The sequence below is a fragment of the Yersinia rohdei ATCC 43380 genome (assembly GCF_000173775.1).
In the GTDB taxonomy this organism is placed as follows: domain Bacteria; phylum Pseudomonadota; class Gammaproteobacteria; order Enterobacterales; family Enterobacteriaceae; genus Yersinia; species Yersinia rohdei.
Genome location: NZ_ACCD01000010.1, coordinates 41,762 through 57,609 on the forward strand (window position 1 = coordinate 41,762; position 15,848 = coordinate 57,609).

Here is a 15,848-nt window from a genome sequence, read left to right on the forward strand (position 1 = left end):
ATAAATGAAGTTTTTACCTATTAGTTTGGCGGTGGCTGCCCTACTGTCAAGCCCCTTGGCAATGGCGAAAACTGTTGAAGTTGTGGCCAGTTTTTCTGTTTTAGGTGACATAGTGCAACAAGTTGGGGGAGATCACGTCAATGTAGTGACCTTGGTTGGGCCTGATGGGGATCCTCACAGTTTTGAGCCAACACCGAAAAATAGCCGGCAATTATCGAAAGCTGATGTAGTGTTTATCAGTGGGTTAGGGCTGGAAGGTTGGTTGGAGCGGCTAATTAGTGCCTCGGGTTATAAAGGACAGGTAGTTATTGCATCAACCGGGGTAGATATTCGCAAGATGGATGAAGATGGCAAAGTTATAACTGACCCCCATGCATGGAACAGCATGACGAATGGGATTAAATATGCCCATAACGTGATGAATGCATTGATCGTCGCAGACCCGGAAGATGCCGATTATTTCCGCCAGCGCGGGAGTGCATATATTCAACAGCTGGAGAAACTGTCGGCCTACGCCAAAGCACATTTTGCCGCTATTCCCGCCGAGCAGCGAAAAGTTCTGACCAGCCATGATGCTTTCGGCTATTTTAGCCAGGAATATGGGGTTAGATTTCTTTCCCCTGTGGGGTTCTCGACCGAGTCTGAAGCCAGTGCTAGTGGGGTAGCGGCACTAATTAATCAAATTAAACGAGAGAAAATAAAAACCTATTTTATTGAAAATCAGACAGACTCACGTCTGGTGAAACAGATTGCTACCGCCAGTGGTGCTAAAGCCGGTGGCGTGCTCTATCCAGAATCCTTGTCTACTGCAGATGGCCCCGCCTCAACTTATGCTAAGGCGTTTAAGCACAATGTGGATACTTTGGTGAGCAGTATGAAAGAGTAATAAGAAGATCATTATGCAGCCTCTGATTGGTATTAGAGGCTGAATTTCAATGCCTTTTATGACAAAAAAAAGCCCCGCTGGGCAGCAACGGGGCTTATCAATAGGTAACAGATTCAATATCAACGCTTCTTATGGGTTCCCCCTTGTACTGCTTTAAACCTTGGATTACTTTTGCAAATAACATATACCCGACCACGTCGACGGACAATTTTACAATCGGGATGGCGATTTTTTGCCGAACGTAAAGAACTCAAGACTTGCATAATTAACTCCCAGAATTAGCTGACTTTTTTGGTCAGGAAACTGCCGAAACGTTGATGGAAACGTGCTGTGCTACCTTCTTTGGAAAACTCTTTTTGTTTACCGGTGTAATACGGATGTGAGGCCGAGGAGATATCCAAGGTGACATAAGGATAAGTCTGGCCGTCACGTTCAATAGTACGAGCCGTGGCAATGGTTGAGCCGACGGTGAAATAGCTGTCGGCGCTGGTATCGTGAAAAACAACTTTCCGATAGTTAGGATGGATGCCCTGTTTCATAATAACCCTCAACTGTTATGTTATACTATAACAATAATTATGCTCTATTCATTTTTGAGTTTCAAGCCCGAATAAAAAAAACTACAAACTCACCGCTGCATTTTCTCAATGTGGGGGCTGTAATTGTTCAAAATTTGGAGGCGACATATTATTTATTGGCCACGAGTGGCAGCTAAGGGGCAAGGGGGCTTTGTTGTATAGGGCATTATTGTGGTGGAGGTTATTGTGGTGGAGGTTATTGGGTAGCGCAGGGAATAAAAAAGGCCCCATCAGGGGCCTTTACGTTGATGACAAACCGCTATTTTTAGTTCCAAGTCAGTAGGAGAAACTGTAGCGATGGTTGCTTTGGTCGCTTACACGACGTCAATCCATTCGCTACATTCCCCCCAATCAACGGTTAAATAGGGTGTCATCCATTGTCTAAAAGGTTTACTTCACCTTAGGGTCAACAGCATGAGGGTGTTCTAAATCTTCGCTTTTGCTAGAGAAGCGGCGGCGAACCACCACGAAGAATACCGGAACAAAGAAGATAGCCAATACTGTTGCGGTCACCATCCCGCCCATTACACCAGTACCAACCGCATTCTGTGCACCAGAACCTGCCCCACTACTGACCACCAGTGGTAGAACGCCAAGGATAAAGGCCAATGAAGTCATTAAGATAGGACGCAGACGCATACGTACTGCTTCCAATGTTGATTCCACTAAACCTTTACCTTCTTTATCCATTAAGTCCTTGGCGAACTCAACAATCAAGATGGCGTTCTTAGCCGATAGCCCGATGGTGGTTAACAGACCAACCTGGAAGTAAACGTCGTTATTCAAGCCGCGTAAAGAAGCGGCGAGTAACGCGCCGACCACACCCAGTGGTACCACCAACATAACTGAGAAGGGTATCGACCAGCTTTCATACAAGGCTGCCAGACACAAGAAGACCACAATCAGTGAAATGGCATACAGCGCCGGGGCTTGGTTACCAGACAAACGCTCCTGATAGGACATACCCGTCCAGTCATAACCGATGCCACTTGGTAATTTAGAAACCAGCTCCTGCATCATATCCATTGCTTCACCGGTACTTTTACCCGGTGCCGCCTGACCCAGAATTTCCATGGATGGTAAGCCGTTATAACGTTCTAATCGCGGTGAGCCGTATTCCCATTTTGCTGTAGAGAAAGTAGCAAATGACACCATCTGACCTGAACTGTTACGGACATACCATTTATCAATATCATCCGGCAACATACGGAATGGTGCGTCAGCCTGCACATAAACTTTCTTCACACGACCGCGGTCGATAAAGTCGTTTACATAACTGCCGCCCATAGCGGAGCCCAGAGTGGTATTGATATCAGAAATTGCCACGCCAAGTGCTTGGGCTTTTTCTTGGTCAACTTCTACTTTGAACTGAGGTGTATCTTCCAGCCCGTTTGGACGCAAGCCCACCAACAGATCTGGATGTTGCGCAGCCATGCCGAGCAGTTGGTTTCTTGCTTCAGTTAATTTTTGATGACCCAAGTTACCTTGGTCAATTAACTGGAAGTCAAAGCCACTGGCAGTACCCAATTCCACAATTGCTGGCAAGTTAAAGGCGTAGACTAAACCGTCTTTAATTTTTGAGAAGGCCGCAGAGGCCCGACCAACAATGGCTGGAACTTTGTTTTGATCGCCCGGACGCTCATCCCAGTTTTTCAAACTGACAAATGCCAAACCGGTGTTCTGACCCTGACCACTGAAACCGAAGCCGTTAACTGTAAATACTGAGTTAACCACGTCTTTTTCTTTGTCGAGATAATAGTCAGTAACCTGATTAAGCACTTTCTGAGTACGTTCTTGGGTCGCCCCGGCAGGCAATTGCACCATGGTCAGGAACACGCCCTGATCTTCTTCTGGCAAGAATGATGTTGGTAAGCGCAGGAACAGCACGCCCATACCAATCACAATGGCCAGATAGATAACCAGATAACGACCGGTGCTGCGCAGAATATTGCCAACACTGTCAGTATAGTGGTCGGTACTTTTCTCGAACATGCGGTTAAACCAGCCGAAGAAGCCGGTTTTCGGGCCATGTTCACCTTTGGCAATAGGTTTTAGCATGGTTGCGCAAAGGGCAGGGGTCAGAATCAATGCGACCAAAACCGAGAGCACCATGGCCGAAACGATAGTGACAGAGAACTGACGGTAAATTGCCCCAGTTGAGCCGCCGAAGAAGGCCATAGGGATAAATACCGCTGACAGCACCATCGCAATCCCCACCAATGCACCCTGGATTTGTTCCATGGATTTCTTGGTGGCTTCTTTTGGTGGCAGCCCTTCCTCTTGCATTACACGTTCGACGTTCTCGACGACGACAATGGCATCATCCACCAATAGCCCTATCGCCAACACCATCCCGAACATCGTTAGGGTGTTTATCGAATAGCCCAAGGCAGACAGAATGGCAAAAGTCCCCAGCAATACGACCGGAACCGCAATCGTTGGGATCAACGTCGCGCGGAAGTTTTGCAAGAACAGATACATAACAATGAACACCAGAATAATGGCTTCTATCAGTGTTTTTACCACTTCATTAATCGAAATTTTAACGAATGGAGTGGTGTCATACGGGTAAACCACCTTCAACCCGGCAGGGAAGAACGGCTGTAATTTTGCCAGTTCAGCTTTTACTGCCGCAGAGGTGTTCAGGGCGTTAGCCCCAGTCGCTAGCTTAATACCAATACCTGCCGCGGGTTTACCGTTATAGCGGGCAATGATGTTGTAGTTTTCAGCACCCAGTTGAACGATAGCCACGTCTTTCAGACGAACTTGCGAACCATCAGTATTGACTTTCAGCATGATCTGGCTGAATTCTTCCGCGTTAGTTAAACGGGTTTGCGCAATAATTGATGAGTTCAGTTCCTGGCCAGGAACCGGTGGAGTCCCACCGAGCTGACCGGCTGCGACCTGGTTGTTTTGTACTTTAATAGCATTGATGACATCGACTGGCGTTAAGCCAAAATTATTCAGCTTGTGCGGATCCATCCAAATACGCATCGCATATTGGGAACCAAACAGCTGAACATCACCAACCCCTGCGGTACGGCTTATCGGATCTTTAACGTTCGAACCGACGTAGTCAGCAATATCTTCTTGTAACATGGTGCCGTCTTCAGAAATAAAGCCGGCAACCATCAGAAAGCTACTACTGGACTTTTCAACACTCACACCTTGCTGTTGCACTTCTTGCGGCAGCAATGGCATGGCTAATTGCAGTTTGTTCTGTACTTGAACCTGGGCGATATCCGGGTCAGTGCCAGAGTTAAAGGTCAACGTCAACTGAACGTTACCGGATGAGTCACTGCTGGAAGACATATACAACAGGTTATCGATACCGTTCATGTTCTGTTCGATAACCTGCGTAACTGTATTCTGCACAGTCGTCGCATCGGCGCCAGGATAGTTGGCGGAGATTGAAATTGCCGGCGGCGCAATGGTTGGATATTGCGCGATAGGTAATTTCATTATCGCAAGAGCGCCCGCCAACATTAGTATGATAGCGATAACCCAAGCAAAAATAGGGCGATCTATAAAGAACTTAGCCATGAATTACCGGCTCCTTTTAAGACTTCTTCGCTGTATCAGCTGGGGCTGCTTTTTGCGCCTGGTCAGTAACTTCCTGCACTTTTACCTGCACGCCAGGTTTGATTTTCTGTAAGCCGGAAACAATAAGACGATCGCCTGCTTTCAACCCTTCAGTAACCAACCACTTATTGCCAATTGCTTGATTTGCAACCAGTGTGCGCAATTCAACTTTATCGTCGGCACCGACTACCATTGCAGTGGCTTCACCACGTGGGTTGCGGGTAACACCTTGTTGAGGCACTAACAGAGCGTCAGGTCTGACACCTTCATCCAAGCGGGCACGGACAAACATCCCCGGCAATAATGCTTCATTCGGGTTAGGGAAAATTGCCCGAATAGTAATAGAACCGGTGGTTTCATCCACGGTCACACCAGAGAACTCCAAAGTACCGGTTTCGGAGTATTCAGCACCATTTTCCAGCAACAAACGAACTTTGGCTTTACCATTTTCTTGTTTGAGCGTGCCATCAGCCAGCTCTTTTTTCAGGCGAAGGAATTCATCGCTTGATTGAGTGACATCAACATACATCGGGTCAAGCTGCTGAACAGTGGTCAGCGCGGTTGCCTGGCCGCTGGTTACCAGCGCACCTTCAGTGACTGAAGATTTGCCTGTACGCCCAGTGATTGGCGAAGTGACCTGAGTATAGGCCAGATTAATACGCGCACTTTCTACTGCCGCTTTTGCTGCGACTACTGCTGCATTAGCCTGCATTGAATTAGAAACAGCCTGGTCATATTCTTGCTTACTGATGTAGTTGGTACCCAGTAAAGGTTTGTAGCGATTTACAGTCAGGTGGGCAATTTCAGCGGCAGCTTGTGCTTTAGCTAAATCACCTTTTGCGCTGTCATAAGCAGCCTTATAGGTTGCTGGATCAATTTGATAAAGTGATGTTCCGGCTTTGACATCACTACCTTCAACATAGTTACGTTTAAGAATAATACCGCTAACTTGCGGGCGAACTTCTGCAACACGGAATGCGGACGTACGGCCTGGCAACTCGGTCGTGATATTCAATGGTGCAGCTTTCAATGTCACAATGCCGACTTCAGGTGCCTGTTGAGCATGGGCTTGCGCCGCATCTTTATCATTACATCCTATAAGTACTAAGCTGCCTGAAAGTACCAGAATTGCAGCCAGAGGCATTACCCCTCTGTTTTTGCTCATAGATAAACCTCAAGTGTCCGATTTTTTAATTTAATCCAATGGATCACAAGCTTTAAAACCCATTGCTGCGTAAATTATATGTGCGTGCTATGGTACATACATTCGTGAATGTATGTAAATCGCACCCCCTAGAAAAAACAACCCTATGGCACGAAAAACCAAACAGCAAGCCGAAGTGACACGGCAACAAATCCTAGATGCCGCTGTGCGAGAATTTTCTGCGCACGGCGTTTCTGGTACCTCGCTTACTGATATTGCTGCTGCCGCAGGCGTAACCCGAGGCGCAATTTACTGGCACTTCAAGAATAAGGTAGACCTGTTTAACGAAATTTGGGAGTTATCAGAGTCTAAAATTGATCAGCTCGAGTTAGAGTATCAAGCAAAATATCTTGATAATCCACTCCGGATTTTACGCGAAATACTCATCTATGTACTTGTTTCTACGTGTGAGGATAATCGACGCCGTGCATTAATGGAGATTGTCTTTCATAAATGTGAGTTTGTCGGTGAGATGACCTCTGTCCACGATGCGCGTAAAGTCCTTGATTTAGCTAGCTATGAGCGAATTGAATCAATCTTACAAGGCTGTATTGAGGCGAATCAATTGCCCGTAAATCTTGATACTCGCCGTGCTGCGATAATCATGAGAGCCTATATTACAGGGTTGATGGAAAACTGGCTTTTTATGCCAGAAAGTTTTGATATAAAGCAAGAGGCGCCTATATTAATTGATGCTTATCTGGATATGCTAAGTCACAGCCTTTCATTACGAAAAGAAACTAATAGCAAGGTATCGGATTAACTGGAGATATTAATATGGGTCACGAGATGAATTCACTGGTTGTGATTGCCAATGGTGCGGCTTATGGCCATGAATCACTATTTAATGCCCTACGTTTGTCTATCGCCTTAAAAGAGCAGAAAGCCGAGCTCGATTTACGTCTATTCTTAATGTCTGATGCGGTTATTGCGGGTTTAAATGGGCAACAACCACGAGAAGGCTACAATTTACAGCAGATGCTGGAAATCCTGACCGCACAAAATGTTCCCGTTAAACTTTGTAAAACCTGTGCGGATGCACGAGGTATCAGTGAGTTGACACTGGTTGATGGTGTGGAAATTGGCACGTTAGTCGAACTAGCACAATGGACGCTGGCGGCGGAGAAAGTTTTGACCTTCTGAGTTACATGTAAATCACTGTTTTTGAGCTTCTGAATCAACTGCTATTTTAAGCGGCTACATTACACCGCAAATGCGAATCTGCCCGCATTATTACAGTTATTCATGCTCTGAAAGACTTTTGTTATTATGACCCGAGACTGAACCTGATAGGATTTCAGTCTCTTTGTTGAAATGAAGTTCAAATATGAGCAGCCGATTTCACAATCAATATTCTCTACCATTCTCACTGCCAATCATTGCGGCGACGGGCACGTTTTTACTGCGCTGTCAGATAATGATTTTCGTGCTTATAATTACGTTGCTAATTTCTCCGTCAATCTTTGCTGCGGGCGTCAATGTTGATGTACCGACCCGGAGTGAAGTGCTCAGTCAACTGGATACATTAACAAAGCAAAAGATATTGTCGCCTGCAGAAAAGCTGGCACAGCAAGACTTGACCAAAACGCTTGAGTACCTTGATGTTATTGAGCGCACTAAGCAGGAGGCCATTCAGCTAAAGCAGCAATTGGCTCAGGCCCCGGTAAAACTACGTCAAGCAACAGAAGGGCTGGAGGCGCTTAAAGACAGCTCAGCAGATACTTTGACTCGTGAGTCACTGGCTAACTATTCATTACGCCAATTAGAATCGCGGCTGAATCAAACCTTGGATGACTTACAATCCGCTCAAGAAGACCTCTCTGCCTACAATAGTCAGCTGATTTCCCTGCAAACCCAGCCCGAGCGCATACAGAGCGAGATGTATAATTCGTCGATGCGTTTAATGCAAATTCGTAACCAACTTAATGGACTGGCACCAAGCCAAGACGTTTTGCGCCCAACCCAGCAGCAAGAGTTATTTACTGAACAAGTCATGCTTAATATGCAGTTAGATTTGCAGCGTAAAAATTTGGAGGCCAATACTACCTTACAAGATCTGCTGCAAAAACAACGAGATTATACTAACGAGCACATTAATCAATTAGAGCGCTATGTTCAGCTACTGCAAGAGGTGGTTAGCGGTAAGCGGTTAATATTGTCAGAGAAAACAGCCAAAGAAGCACAGGCACCTACAGATGCGACCGATATCCAAAATGACCCTTTAGTCAGCCGTGAATTAGCTATTAACAAAGAATTGAGTCAACGGCTGATTAACGCGACAAAAGAAGGTAACACCCTGGTACAACAGAATATTAGGGTTAAAAACTGGCTGGATCGTGCCCTGCAATCTGAGCGCAATTTAAAAGAGCAAATAACAGTCTTGCGCGGCAGTTTACTGCTTTCTCGTATTCTGTATCAGCAGCAACTCAACTTACCGACTTCTGGTTTAATTACCAATATGGGGCCGCGCATTGCTGATTTACGGCTAGAGCAATTTGAGATTAATCAGCAGCGTGACCAGTTATTCCAAGGTGATAACTACATTCAAACGTTGACAGAAAATAGTAAAGAGAAAGTCAGCCCTAATGTGGAAGATGCATTAGGGCAAATTGTTGATATTCGACGTGAATTGCTGGATCAACTCAATAAGCAGCTGGGTAATCAACTCACTCTCGCGATTAATCTACAAATTAACCAGCAGCAGCTATTGAGTGTTAATCAGTCATTGCAACATACTCTTACCCAACAGATTTTCTGGGTTAGCAGTAATAAACCAATGGATTGGTCTTGGTTGAAAGCATTGCCGGGTGCGATTAAGACTGAAATAAGTAATTTTCAGTTTACTTTGTCGTGGAGTGACGCCCTTACAGGTTTAGGCAAATCAGTGGTGTTCCTGGTACCGATGCTAATTGTAGTGGGGGGGCTCAGGTCACGTTACAAAATTATCAATAAGCATTTGGATAGACTGGCCGCTGATGTTGGGCAATTAAAACACGACAGCCAGATGCACACACCAAAAGCCATCATGCTTACCCTCCTGAAAGTGTTACCGGGATCCTTGATAATTCTAGGTGTTGGGTACTGGTGTTCGCGGTCAAACTTTAATCTTAGTGATTTGCTCTGGATTTTCTTCCAACGTTTAGCGCTGTTCTGGTTAGTGTTTGACCTGACATATCGTATGTTATCGCCAGGCGGCATAACTGAACGGCACTTTATGATAGACGCGGCCCGATGTGCTCATTATCGGCGGCAGATTATACGTCTGGGGGCAGCCTTATTGCCGGTTATCTTCTGGTCTGTCTTAGGGGAAAAAAGTCCACTTCGGCTGGTCGATGATGTTATTGGGCAGGTGGTTATTGTCATTGCACTGGCATTGCTGGCCTTATTCGTCTATCCATTCTGCCGTGATAGTTGGCGTGAGAAAGATTCCCATGCTGTGCGGTTAGTGGTTGTTACCGCAATAGCTGCAACGCCGATCATATTGATTGGGTTAATGATTGCAGGGTATTTCTACACAACATTGCAACTTGCGGGCCGCTGGATAGATAGCCTGTATTTATTATTCTTGTGGTATATCGTTTATCTGACAGCTATTCGCGGTTTAGGGGTTGCTGCGCGGCGTTTGGCATATCGGCGAGCAGTTGCCCGTAGGCAAAGCTTGGTGAAAGAGGGGGCAGAGGGCAGTGAGCCAATAGAAGAACCCCCACTGGCCTTGGATCAAATTAACCAGCAGTCATTACGATTGACCACCATGACACTGTTCTTAATTTTCGCTACTGCCTTCTACGGCATCTGGGCTGATCTGATAACGGTTATCTCTTATCTGGACAGCATTTCTTTGTGGCATTACACCACAACTGTGGCCGGGGCGAGTGTCACACAGGCTGTCACATTGGGAAATATGCTAGTGGCCCTGATGGCGTTAGTCGTCTCCTATGTTTTAACTCGTAACTTACCGGGCTTACTTGAAGTCTTGGTGCTGTCGCGTTTACAACTACGCCAAGGCACTTCTTACGCGATAACCACAATTTTGACCTATCTTATTACCGTGATGGGGGTGGTAACCGCGCTGGGCTCGCTCGGTGTCTCGTGGGATAAATTACAATGGTTGGTGGCTGCACTGTCTGTGGGGTTGGGGTTTGGTTTGCAGGAAATATTCGCCAACTTTGTGTCAGGTTTGATTATTCTATTCGAACGCCCCGTCCGCATTGGCGATACCATTACTATTGGGACTTTCTCTGGCAAGGTCAGTAAAATACGTATCCGTGCGACGACAATTACCGATTTTGATCGTAAAGAAGCCATTATACCGAACAAAGCCTTTGTTACTGAACGTCTGATTAACTGGACACTCTCTGATACGGTTACCCGAATTATTATTAAAGTCGGCGTTGCCTATGGTTCTGATTTAGCAAAAGTAAAAGAGCTTTTGCTAAAAGCCGCGCACGAAAATCCCCGGGTAATGACCGACCCTGAGCCACACGTATTCTTCCTGAATTTTGGTGCCAGCACTCTGGATCATGAATTGCGGGTGTATGTACGTGAATTAGGCGACCGGAGCTATACGGTGGATGAATTGAATCGTGCGATTGATAAATTATGTCATGAGAATGACATTAATATCGCGTTTAACCAGTTGGAAGTGTATTTACACAAATCTGATGGTACCGAGGTTCAAGAAGTAAACCGCCCATTTGATACCAAAGGATTAGCTTCTTTACCGTCTGAAATAGACAATAAAAAATCAGATTTACCGGATATCAATAAGCCACTGGTTTGAAAATTACGGATCAGGGTGTTTTGAGTCGATAGACTGATGACAGCAGATCAATTCTGCATTTTGTAAGATAAAAATCTACCCTAAGGCGATACCTGAATGTATCGCCTTGGTTAAACATCAGAGACAACCTGCTTAATCAGAGGTTTGACGGCGTAACTTACGCTGATAATCAAGTTGCACTATCTCTAATGCTGCCAGTGCTGTTTCTGGCGCTATCTCATTGCATTCCAGCAAGTAGATAAGATCTACTGCCAGTTGCAGTTCTGGTGAAGCTTTTTCAACTGACATAATGTGGCCAATATTTGATTTTCAGTTAATTGGGAAAGTCGAGCAGTAATACCCAACTGTGGGTTTCCACCTAACTTGATTTCAGTCTAACACCCAATAGATTTCAATATGCAGGAAGGTGGCAAACGCAGCCCACAGACCTACAACGTGAAAGATAACGGTATAGAGATTATAGAAAACAATTCGAGGTCGGAACCCTAATGATTCAAAGAATGTGACAAATATTCAAAAACCGTTCTCTTTCTTTTCAATGCTGCGCTCAATTTTTATTAACGCTTGCCGGCATCGCATTAGTCGGCCTTCTAGCGCGGCGAGCTCTTTCTGTATTTTTTGTTGCTCAGTTAATAAATTTTGCTTACCAAGCTGGCTTTCTCGATCTTGAATCATCGCCAGTATCCGCCGTTCATAATCTTGATGTTCAGCTAATTTATGGTAAGGATCTAGCTTATTATCCCGCGGTTCAGGATTAGATTTTCTCAGCTTTTGTGTTGCCAATTCTCTTTGTAATGCGGATATCTGCGCAACCAGCTTCTCAGCCAAAAAGGCCACCTGCTGGGTACGATTTTCTGCCACGACCTGTTTCAATTGGGCCATGTTCTTGTGTACTTCCAGTAGATAGTCGCGAAAGCGATTACCATGATTGCTGAATAAATTCAGGTCAAAACGCGCTTGCTGGGAAGGGGTGTTGGCTTGTGGTCCAACTTGTGCGGATAATGCTGCAATTTGGCTTTCAAGCACCTGCAATAATTGTTCTGTACTCATGGCGCTTCTCCTTGATGTTTCCCGCCAGCTTGCCTTTGAACCGTAATAGTTACAAGCTGAGGGCGAGCAAATACCTGTATTGTGTTAATAATGCCAAGAATATGTATTGATGATGGTTAGCGTATGCGCTAATGATAATGCGGCCTTGATGAATATCATAAAGGGAGTGTATGTCTCGTTGGTTGTTAATAGTTTTGGGTTGGTTGGCGGTCGTCTTGGCAACCTTAGGTGTCGTGCTTCCTCTGTTACCCACTACGCCATTTTTGTTACTGGCGGCGTGGTGTTTTGCGCGCTCATCTCCCCGGTTTCATCATTGGCTACTCTATCGCTCATGGTTTGGCAGCTATATACGCACCTGGCAGCAACACCGCGCTTTGCCTCCTGGAGCTAAGTGGAAAGCAATAGCTGTTACCCTGCTCACCTTTGCTATTTCACTTTGGTTAGTAAAAATTTGGTGGGTCAGGGGCATATTGCTCGTGATATTAACGCTATTATTGATATTCATGTTGCGAATGCCCGTTATTGACCTATCGCAACAAAAAAAGCGCTGAGCAGCTCACACCAGTTGCATTTTAGTGCCAGTTTGCATAGATTTGAGCGCTTTCGTGCGCGGGATAATCCCTTGTTGCGTCCTTAGGGTTAAGGATGCGGTAATTTATTCTATTGGGGCGTTAGCGCCAGATAGATTAGGTTACTCAGTTGATGCCATTTTAGCACCGGCTGGCCGCGCTTTAGTATGTACAGCAGTTTTATCAGGCACAAATTATGACCGCTACTGCACCTAACACAGCACAACAGCTTCAATATATTAAAGACAGTATCAAAACCATCCCCGATTATCCAAAAGCGGGAATACTGTTCCGTGATGTGACCAGCTTGCTGGAAGATCCATTAGCCTACGCCTCCAGTATTGAACTGCTGGTTGAGCGCTATCTGGATGCAGGCGTGACCAAAGTCGTGGGCACTGAAGCCCGTGGTTTTCTGTTCGGCGCACCAGTAGCTTTGGCTCTGGGCGTGGGTTTTGTTCCGGTACGTAAACCGGGCAAGTTACCTCGAGCAACTATCAGTGAAAGTTATGAGCTGGAATACGGCACTGACAAACTAGAGATCCACACCGACAGCATTCAACCGGGCGATAAAGTCTTGGTTATTGATGATTTGCTGGCAACGGGTGGCACTATCGAAGCGACAGTTAAGCTGATTCGTCGTTTGGGCGGTGATGTCACAGACGCTGCATTTATCATCGATTTGCCGGAGCTGGGTGGTGAAAAACGCTTGGTTGAGCAAGGACTTACTTGTTACAGCTTGGTCTCTTTCAGCGGCCACTGATTGTCTTGAAAACAGCGTTTCTCGAATAAAGCCTCGCCATCAGTCGTGAGGCTATATTTGAGTTATCCCCTCCGCCTCTCTGGCCTGAAAAAGTTTAGGTTGGGGACGCACACCCAGTCTTCACAAGCTATTCCTATCAAGCCCGCTCTAATACTGTATCGCCATAAGTGCTATATCACCATATCCCCGGTTTGTTCCCTTGTTTTGCTAGGGCAAGGTTCATATCCACAAAGTAAATTTATGGGAATGAGGATGGTCGTACTGATACACTAAGGTGAGCATCAACATTATGCGAGTTGCATATGTCTGAAAATAGACCAATTATCCCCAGCGGCTTTCGGATTGCAGGTCGGCGGCAATGGAATAAATCCAAGGAATTGGGTAAGTAAAGTTTGCCGCACCCTTGCATCTTGAAAGATGACGGGTATAGATATACTAGGTTAAATTATCCATCATAAATCAACGATGAAGTCTTAATGAGCTATCAGGTACTTGCCCGTAAGTGGCGTCCCAAAACATTCGCAGACGTTGTTGGACAGGAACATGTTCTGACCGCATTAGCTAATGGCCTTTCGTTAGGGAGAATTCATCACGCCTATTTATTCTCTGGTACTCGGGGGGTAGGTAAAACCTCTATCGCTCGGTTGTTAGCCAAAGGCCTGAACTGCGAAACGGGCATTACTGCGACACCTTGTGGTATTTGTGCTAATTGTCAGGAAATTGAACAAGGCCGTTTTGTTGATCTTATCGAAATAGACGCCGCCTCTCGGACGAAAGTAGAAGATACCCGAGAGCTGCTGGATAATGTTCAATATGCTCCCGCCCGTGGCCGCTTCAAAGTCTACCTTATCGATGAAGTTCATATGCTGTCACGGCACAGTTTCAATGCGTTGCTGAAAACCCTTGAGGAGCCGCCAGCACATGTGAAATTCCTGCTGGCGACGACTGACCCGCAGAAATTGCCGGTGACCATTCTTTCCCGCTGCTTACAGTTTCATCTCAAAGTTATTGATGTTGAAATTATTCGCGCGCAGCTTGAAAAAATACTGCTGGCCGAACACATCAGCAGTGATGCCCGAGCCTTGCAATTATTGGCGAGAGCCGCTGATGGCAGCATGCGGGATGCACTCAGTCTGGCGGATCAGGCCATCGCGATGGGGGACGGTCATGTGACGACCGCCACCGTCAGCCACATGCTGGGAACGCTTGATGACGAGCAACCGCTGGCAATTATTGAAGCTTTGGTTAGTGCCGATGGCGCACGCGTTATGGCTCAGATTGAGCAAGCTGCATCACGCGGTGTCGACTGGGAAAACCTCTTGGTCGAAACCTTGAGTTTGCTGCATCGCATTGCGATGGTGCAATTATTGCCCTCGATGCTGGATAATCACTATGCCACTATTGAACCGCGGCTACGTGAGCTAGCTCGAACACTGCCGCCAGCGGATATACAGCTGTATTATCAAATATTATTGGTAGGGCGCAAAGAGTTGGCTTACGCGCCTGACCGCCGCATGGGGGTTGAAATGACCTTATTGCGGGCATTGGCATTTCATCCTAAAGCAATCATTGCAGAACCCCAGATTGCGCCGGTGAATGCTCCAGCAGCAATAGCCAATAACACCCCCGCTGCGCAGCCGATGTCAGCCCCTGCCTATGCTCAGGATGCGCCGCCCCCATTGGGTGTCGCGCCGCAGGTGAATACCCAGCTACCGGATTCAACTGCGCAATTGTTGCAAGCGCGTACGCAGTTATTGCGACAATCGGGGACGACCACACCAAAAAAGAATGAGCCGGCAGCGCCAGGAAAAGCGCGGCCGGCAAACTCAGCTCTGGAGCGACTGGCTTCAGTGACTGAGCGCAGCCAACAGCGCCTGGCGGCGAAATCCACCGAAGAAAAGAAACCGGTGAAGAAAGAAGCCTATCGCTGGATTGCGCAAAATGAACCTGAGGTATCAGCTGAGCCGGTTGCTACTCCTAAAGCATTGCGTACCGCCTTGGAGCATGAAAAAACCCCGGAGCTCTCGGCTAAATTGGCTGAAGCTGCGATGGAAAGAGACCCTTGGGCGGCAGAAATAGATAAATTATCAATCCCGAAATTGGTGCAGCAACTTGCGCTGAATGCATTTAAAGAAGAAAAAGAAGCGGGTAATATTTGCCTTCACTTGCGTTCTGCGCAGCGCCATTTAAACTCGCCTTCGGCGCAGAGTGTACTGGCTGATGCACTGAGTGAATTACGGGGTAATGCTGTTACACTTAGCATTGTTGAAGATGATAATCTAACGGAGCGTACCCCGTTAGAATGGCGGCAGGCCATTTATGAAGAAAAACTGGCACAAGCGCGCCAGTCAATTATTGCGGATAACAATATTCAGACATTGCAGCGCTTTTTTGATGCTGAACTGGATGAAGAAAGTATCCGACCGGTTTAATCGCTGC

General features: G+C 46.4%; 13 protein-coding genes and 1 other annotated feature. Of the genes, 7 read left to right on the forward strand and 6 right to left on the reverse strand.

The features are described 5' to 3' along the window. Nucleotides 1-4: 4 nt before the first annotated feature. The gene (locus YROHD0001_RS09345; RefSeq protein ID WP_004714602.1) at nucleotides 5-886 is read left to right on the forward strand and encodes a metal ABC transporter substrate-binding protein; all 882 of its coding nucleotides are present in this window, start codon (nucleotides 5-7) and stop codon (nucleotides 884-886) included. 119 nt (nucleotides 887-1,005) lie between these two features. Here YROHD0001_RS09345 and ykgO read toward each other — a convergent pair whose 3' ends face one another. The 4 genes from ykgO to acrA all read right to left on the reverse strand — a co-directional run bounded on the left by ykgO (nucleotide 1,006) and on the right by acrA (nucleotide 6,211). Next, nucleotides 1,006-1,149 (reverse strand): type B 50S ribosomal protein L36, encoded by a 144-nt coding sequence (gene ykgO / locus YROHD0001_RS0117860; RefSeq protein WP_002208618.1) that lies wholly within the window; start codon nucleotides 1,147-1,149, stop codon nucleotides 1,006-1,008. Between the two features lie 15 nt (nucleotides 1,150-1,164). Continuing rightward, nucleotides 1,165-1,425 carry a type B 50S ribosomal protein L31 gene (locus YROHD0001_RS09340; RefSeq protein WP_004714603.1) on the reverse strand — a complete coding sequence of 87 codons (261 nt, stop codon included), beginning with the start codon at nucleotides 1,423-1,425 and terminating at the stop codon, nucleotides 1,165-1,167. Between the two features lie 429 nt (nucleotides 1,426-1,854). After that, entirely contained in the window at nucleotides 1,855-5,007 is a 3,153-nt protein-coding gene (acrB, locus tag YROHD0001_RS09335) for an efflux RND transporter permease AcrB (RefSeq protein ID WP_004714605.1), read from the reverse strand. Between the two features lie 16 nt (nucleotides 5,008-5,023). Continuing rightward, complete coding sequence (acrA, locus tag YROHD0001_RS09330; protein WP_032816859.1) at nucleotides 5,024-6,211, reverse strand: efflux RND transporter adaptor subunit AcrA; 1,188 nt, start codon at nucleotides 6,209-6,211, stop codon at nucleotides 5,024-5,026. Between the two features lie 145 nt (nucleotides 6,212-6,356). Between acrA and acrR the strand changes: the two genes are divergently transcribed. The 3 genes from acrR (at nucleotide 6,357) to mscK (ending at nucleotide 11,030) form a co-directional block, all read left to right on the forward strand. Then, complete coding sequence (acrR, locus tag YROHD0001_RS09325) at nucleotides 6,357-7,013, forward strand: multidrug efflux transporter transcriptional repressor AcrR (protein WP_004714607.1); 657 nt, start codon at nucleotides 6,357-6,359, stop codon at nucleotides 7,011-7,013. Nucleotides 7,014-7,039: 26 nt separating this feature from the next. Next, entirely contained in the window at nucleotides 7,040-7,393 is a 354-nt protein-coding gene (locus YROHD0001_RS09320) for a DsrE/DsrF/TusD sulfur relay family protein (RefSeq protein ID WP_004714608.1), read from the forward strand. 184 nt (nucleotides 7,394-7,577) lie between these two features. Next, nucleotides 7,578-11,030, forward strand: coding sequence for a mechanosensitive channel MscK (gene mscK, locus YROHD0001_RS09315; RefSeq protein WP_004714609.1), 3,453 nt, complete (start codon nucleotides 7,578-7,580; stop codon nucleotides 11,028-11,030). A 132-nt stretch (nucleotides 11,031-11,162) separates the two neighbouring features. Here the strand turns inward: mscK and rsmS are convergent, their stop codons facing one another. Both rsmS and priC read right to left on the reverse strand, forming a co-directional pair. Continuing rightward, entirely contained in the window at nucleotides 11,163-11,318 is a 156-nt protein-coding gene (gene rsmS, locus YROHD0001_RS09310) for a pleiotropic regulatory protein RsmS (protein ID WP_004714610.1), read from the reverse strand. A gap of 225 nt (nucleotides 11,319-11,543) precedes the next feature. Continuing rightward, nucleotides 11,544-12,080 (reverse strand): primosomal replication protein PriC, encoded by a 537-nt coding sequence (gene priC, locus YROHD0001_RS09305; protein WP_004714611.1) that lies wholly within the window; start codon nucleotides 12,078-12,080, stop codon nucleotides 11,544-11,546. A 170-nt stretch (nucleotides 12,081-12,250) separates the two neighbouring features. Between priC and YROHD0001_RS0117865 the strand changes: the two genes are divergently transcribed. The 3 genes from YROHD0001_RS0117865 to dnaX all read left to right on the forward strand — a co-directional run bounded on the left by YROHD0001_RS0117865 (nucleotide 12,251) and on the right by dnaX (nucleotide 15,841). Further along, nucleotides 12,251-12,631, forward strand: coding sequence for a DUF454 family protein (locus YROHD0001_RS0117865; RefSeq protein WP_032816861.1), 381 nt, complete (start codon nucleotides 12,251-12,253; stop codon nucleotides 12,629-12,631). A gap of 214 nt (nucleotides 12,632-12,845) precedes the next feature. Next, on the forward strand, nucleotides 12,846-13,409 hold the full coding sequence (gene apt, locus YROHD0001_RS09300; protein WP_004714613.1) for an adenine phosphoribosyltransferase: 564 nt from the start codon (nucleotides 12,846-12,848) through the stop codon (nucleotides 13,407-13,409). Nucleotides 13,410-13,885: 476 nt separating this feature from the next. Continuing rightward, nucleotides 13,886-15,841 carry a DNA polymerase III subunit gamma/tau gene (gene dnaX, locus YROHD0001_RS09295; RefSeq protein WP_004714614.1) on the forward strand — a complete coding sequence of 652 codons (1,956 nt, stop codon included), beginning with the start codon at nucleotides 13,886-13,888 and terminating at the stop codon, nucleotides 15,839-15,841. Then, nucleotides 15,172-15,235: a sequence feature (DnaX frameshifting element), on the forward strand. Its footprint overlaps the gene before it by 64 nt. Nucleotides 15,842-15,848: the final 7 nt, after the last annotated feature.

Excerpts from the sequence above, each read along its gene's own strand:
- YROHD0001_RS09345 (WP_004714602.1), top strand. The coding sequence starts at position 5 with ATGAAGTTTTTACCTATTAGTTTGGCGGTGGCTGCCCTACTGTCAAGC.
- ykgO (WP_002208618.1), bottom strand. The coding sequence starts at position 1,149 with ATGCAAGTCTTGAGTTCTTTACGTTCGGCAAAAAATCGCCATCCCGAT.
- YROHD0001_RS09340 (WP_004714603.1), bottom strand. The coding sequence starts at position 1,425 with ATGAAACAGGGCATCCATCCTAACTATCGGAAAGTTGTTTTTCACGAT.
- acrB (WP_004714605.1), bottom strand. The coding sequence starts at position 5,007 with ATGGCTAAGTTCTTTATAGATCGCCCTATTTTTGCTTGGGTTATCGCT.
- acrA (WP_032816859.1), bottom strand. The coding sequence starts at position 6,211 with ATGAGCAAAAACAGAGGGGTAATGCCTCTGGCTGCAATTCTGGTACTT.
- acrR (WP_004714607.1), top strand. The coding sequence starts at position 6,357 with ATGGCACGAAAAACCAAACAGCAAGCCGAAGTGACACGGCAACAAATC.
- YROHD0001_RS09320 (WP_004714608.1), top strand. The coding sequence starts at position 7,040 with ATGAATTCACTGGTTGTGATTGCCAATGGTGCGGCTTATGGCCATGAA.
- mscK (WP_004714609.1), top strand. The coding sequence starts at position 7,578 with ATGAGCAGCCGATTTCACAATCAATATTCTCTACCATTCTCACTGCCA.
- rsmS (WP_004714610.1), bottom strand. The coding sequence starts at position 11,318 with ATGTCAGTTGAAAAAGCTTCACCAGAACTGCAACTGGCAGTAGATCTT.
- priC (WP_004714611.1), bottom strand. The coding sequence starts at position 12,080 with ATGAGTACAGAACAATTATTGCAGGTGCTTGAAAGCCAAATTGCAGCA.
- YROHD0001_RS0117865 (WP_032816861.1), top strand. The coding sequence starts at position 12,251 with ATGTCTCGTTGGTTGTTAATAGTTTTGGGTTGGTTGGCGGTCGTCTTG.
- apt (WP_004714613.1), top strand. The coding sequence starts at position 12,846 with ATGACCGCTACTGCACCTAACACAGCACAACAGCTTCAATATATTAAA.
- dnaX (WP_004714614.1), top strand. The coding sequence starts at position 13,886 with ATGAGCTATCAGGTACTTGCCCGTAAGTGGCGTCCCAAAACATTCGCA.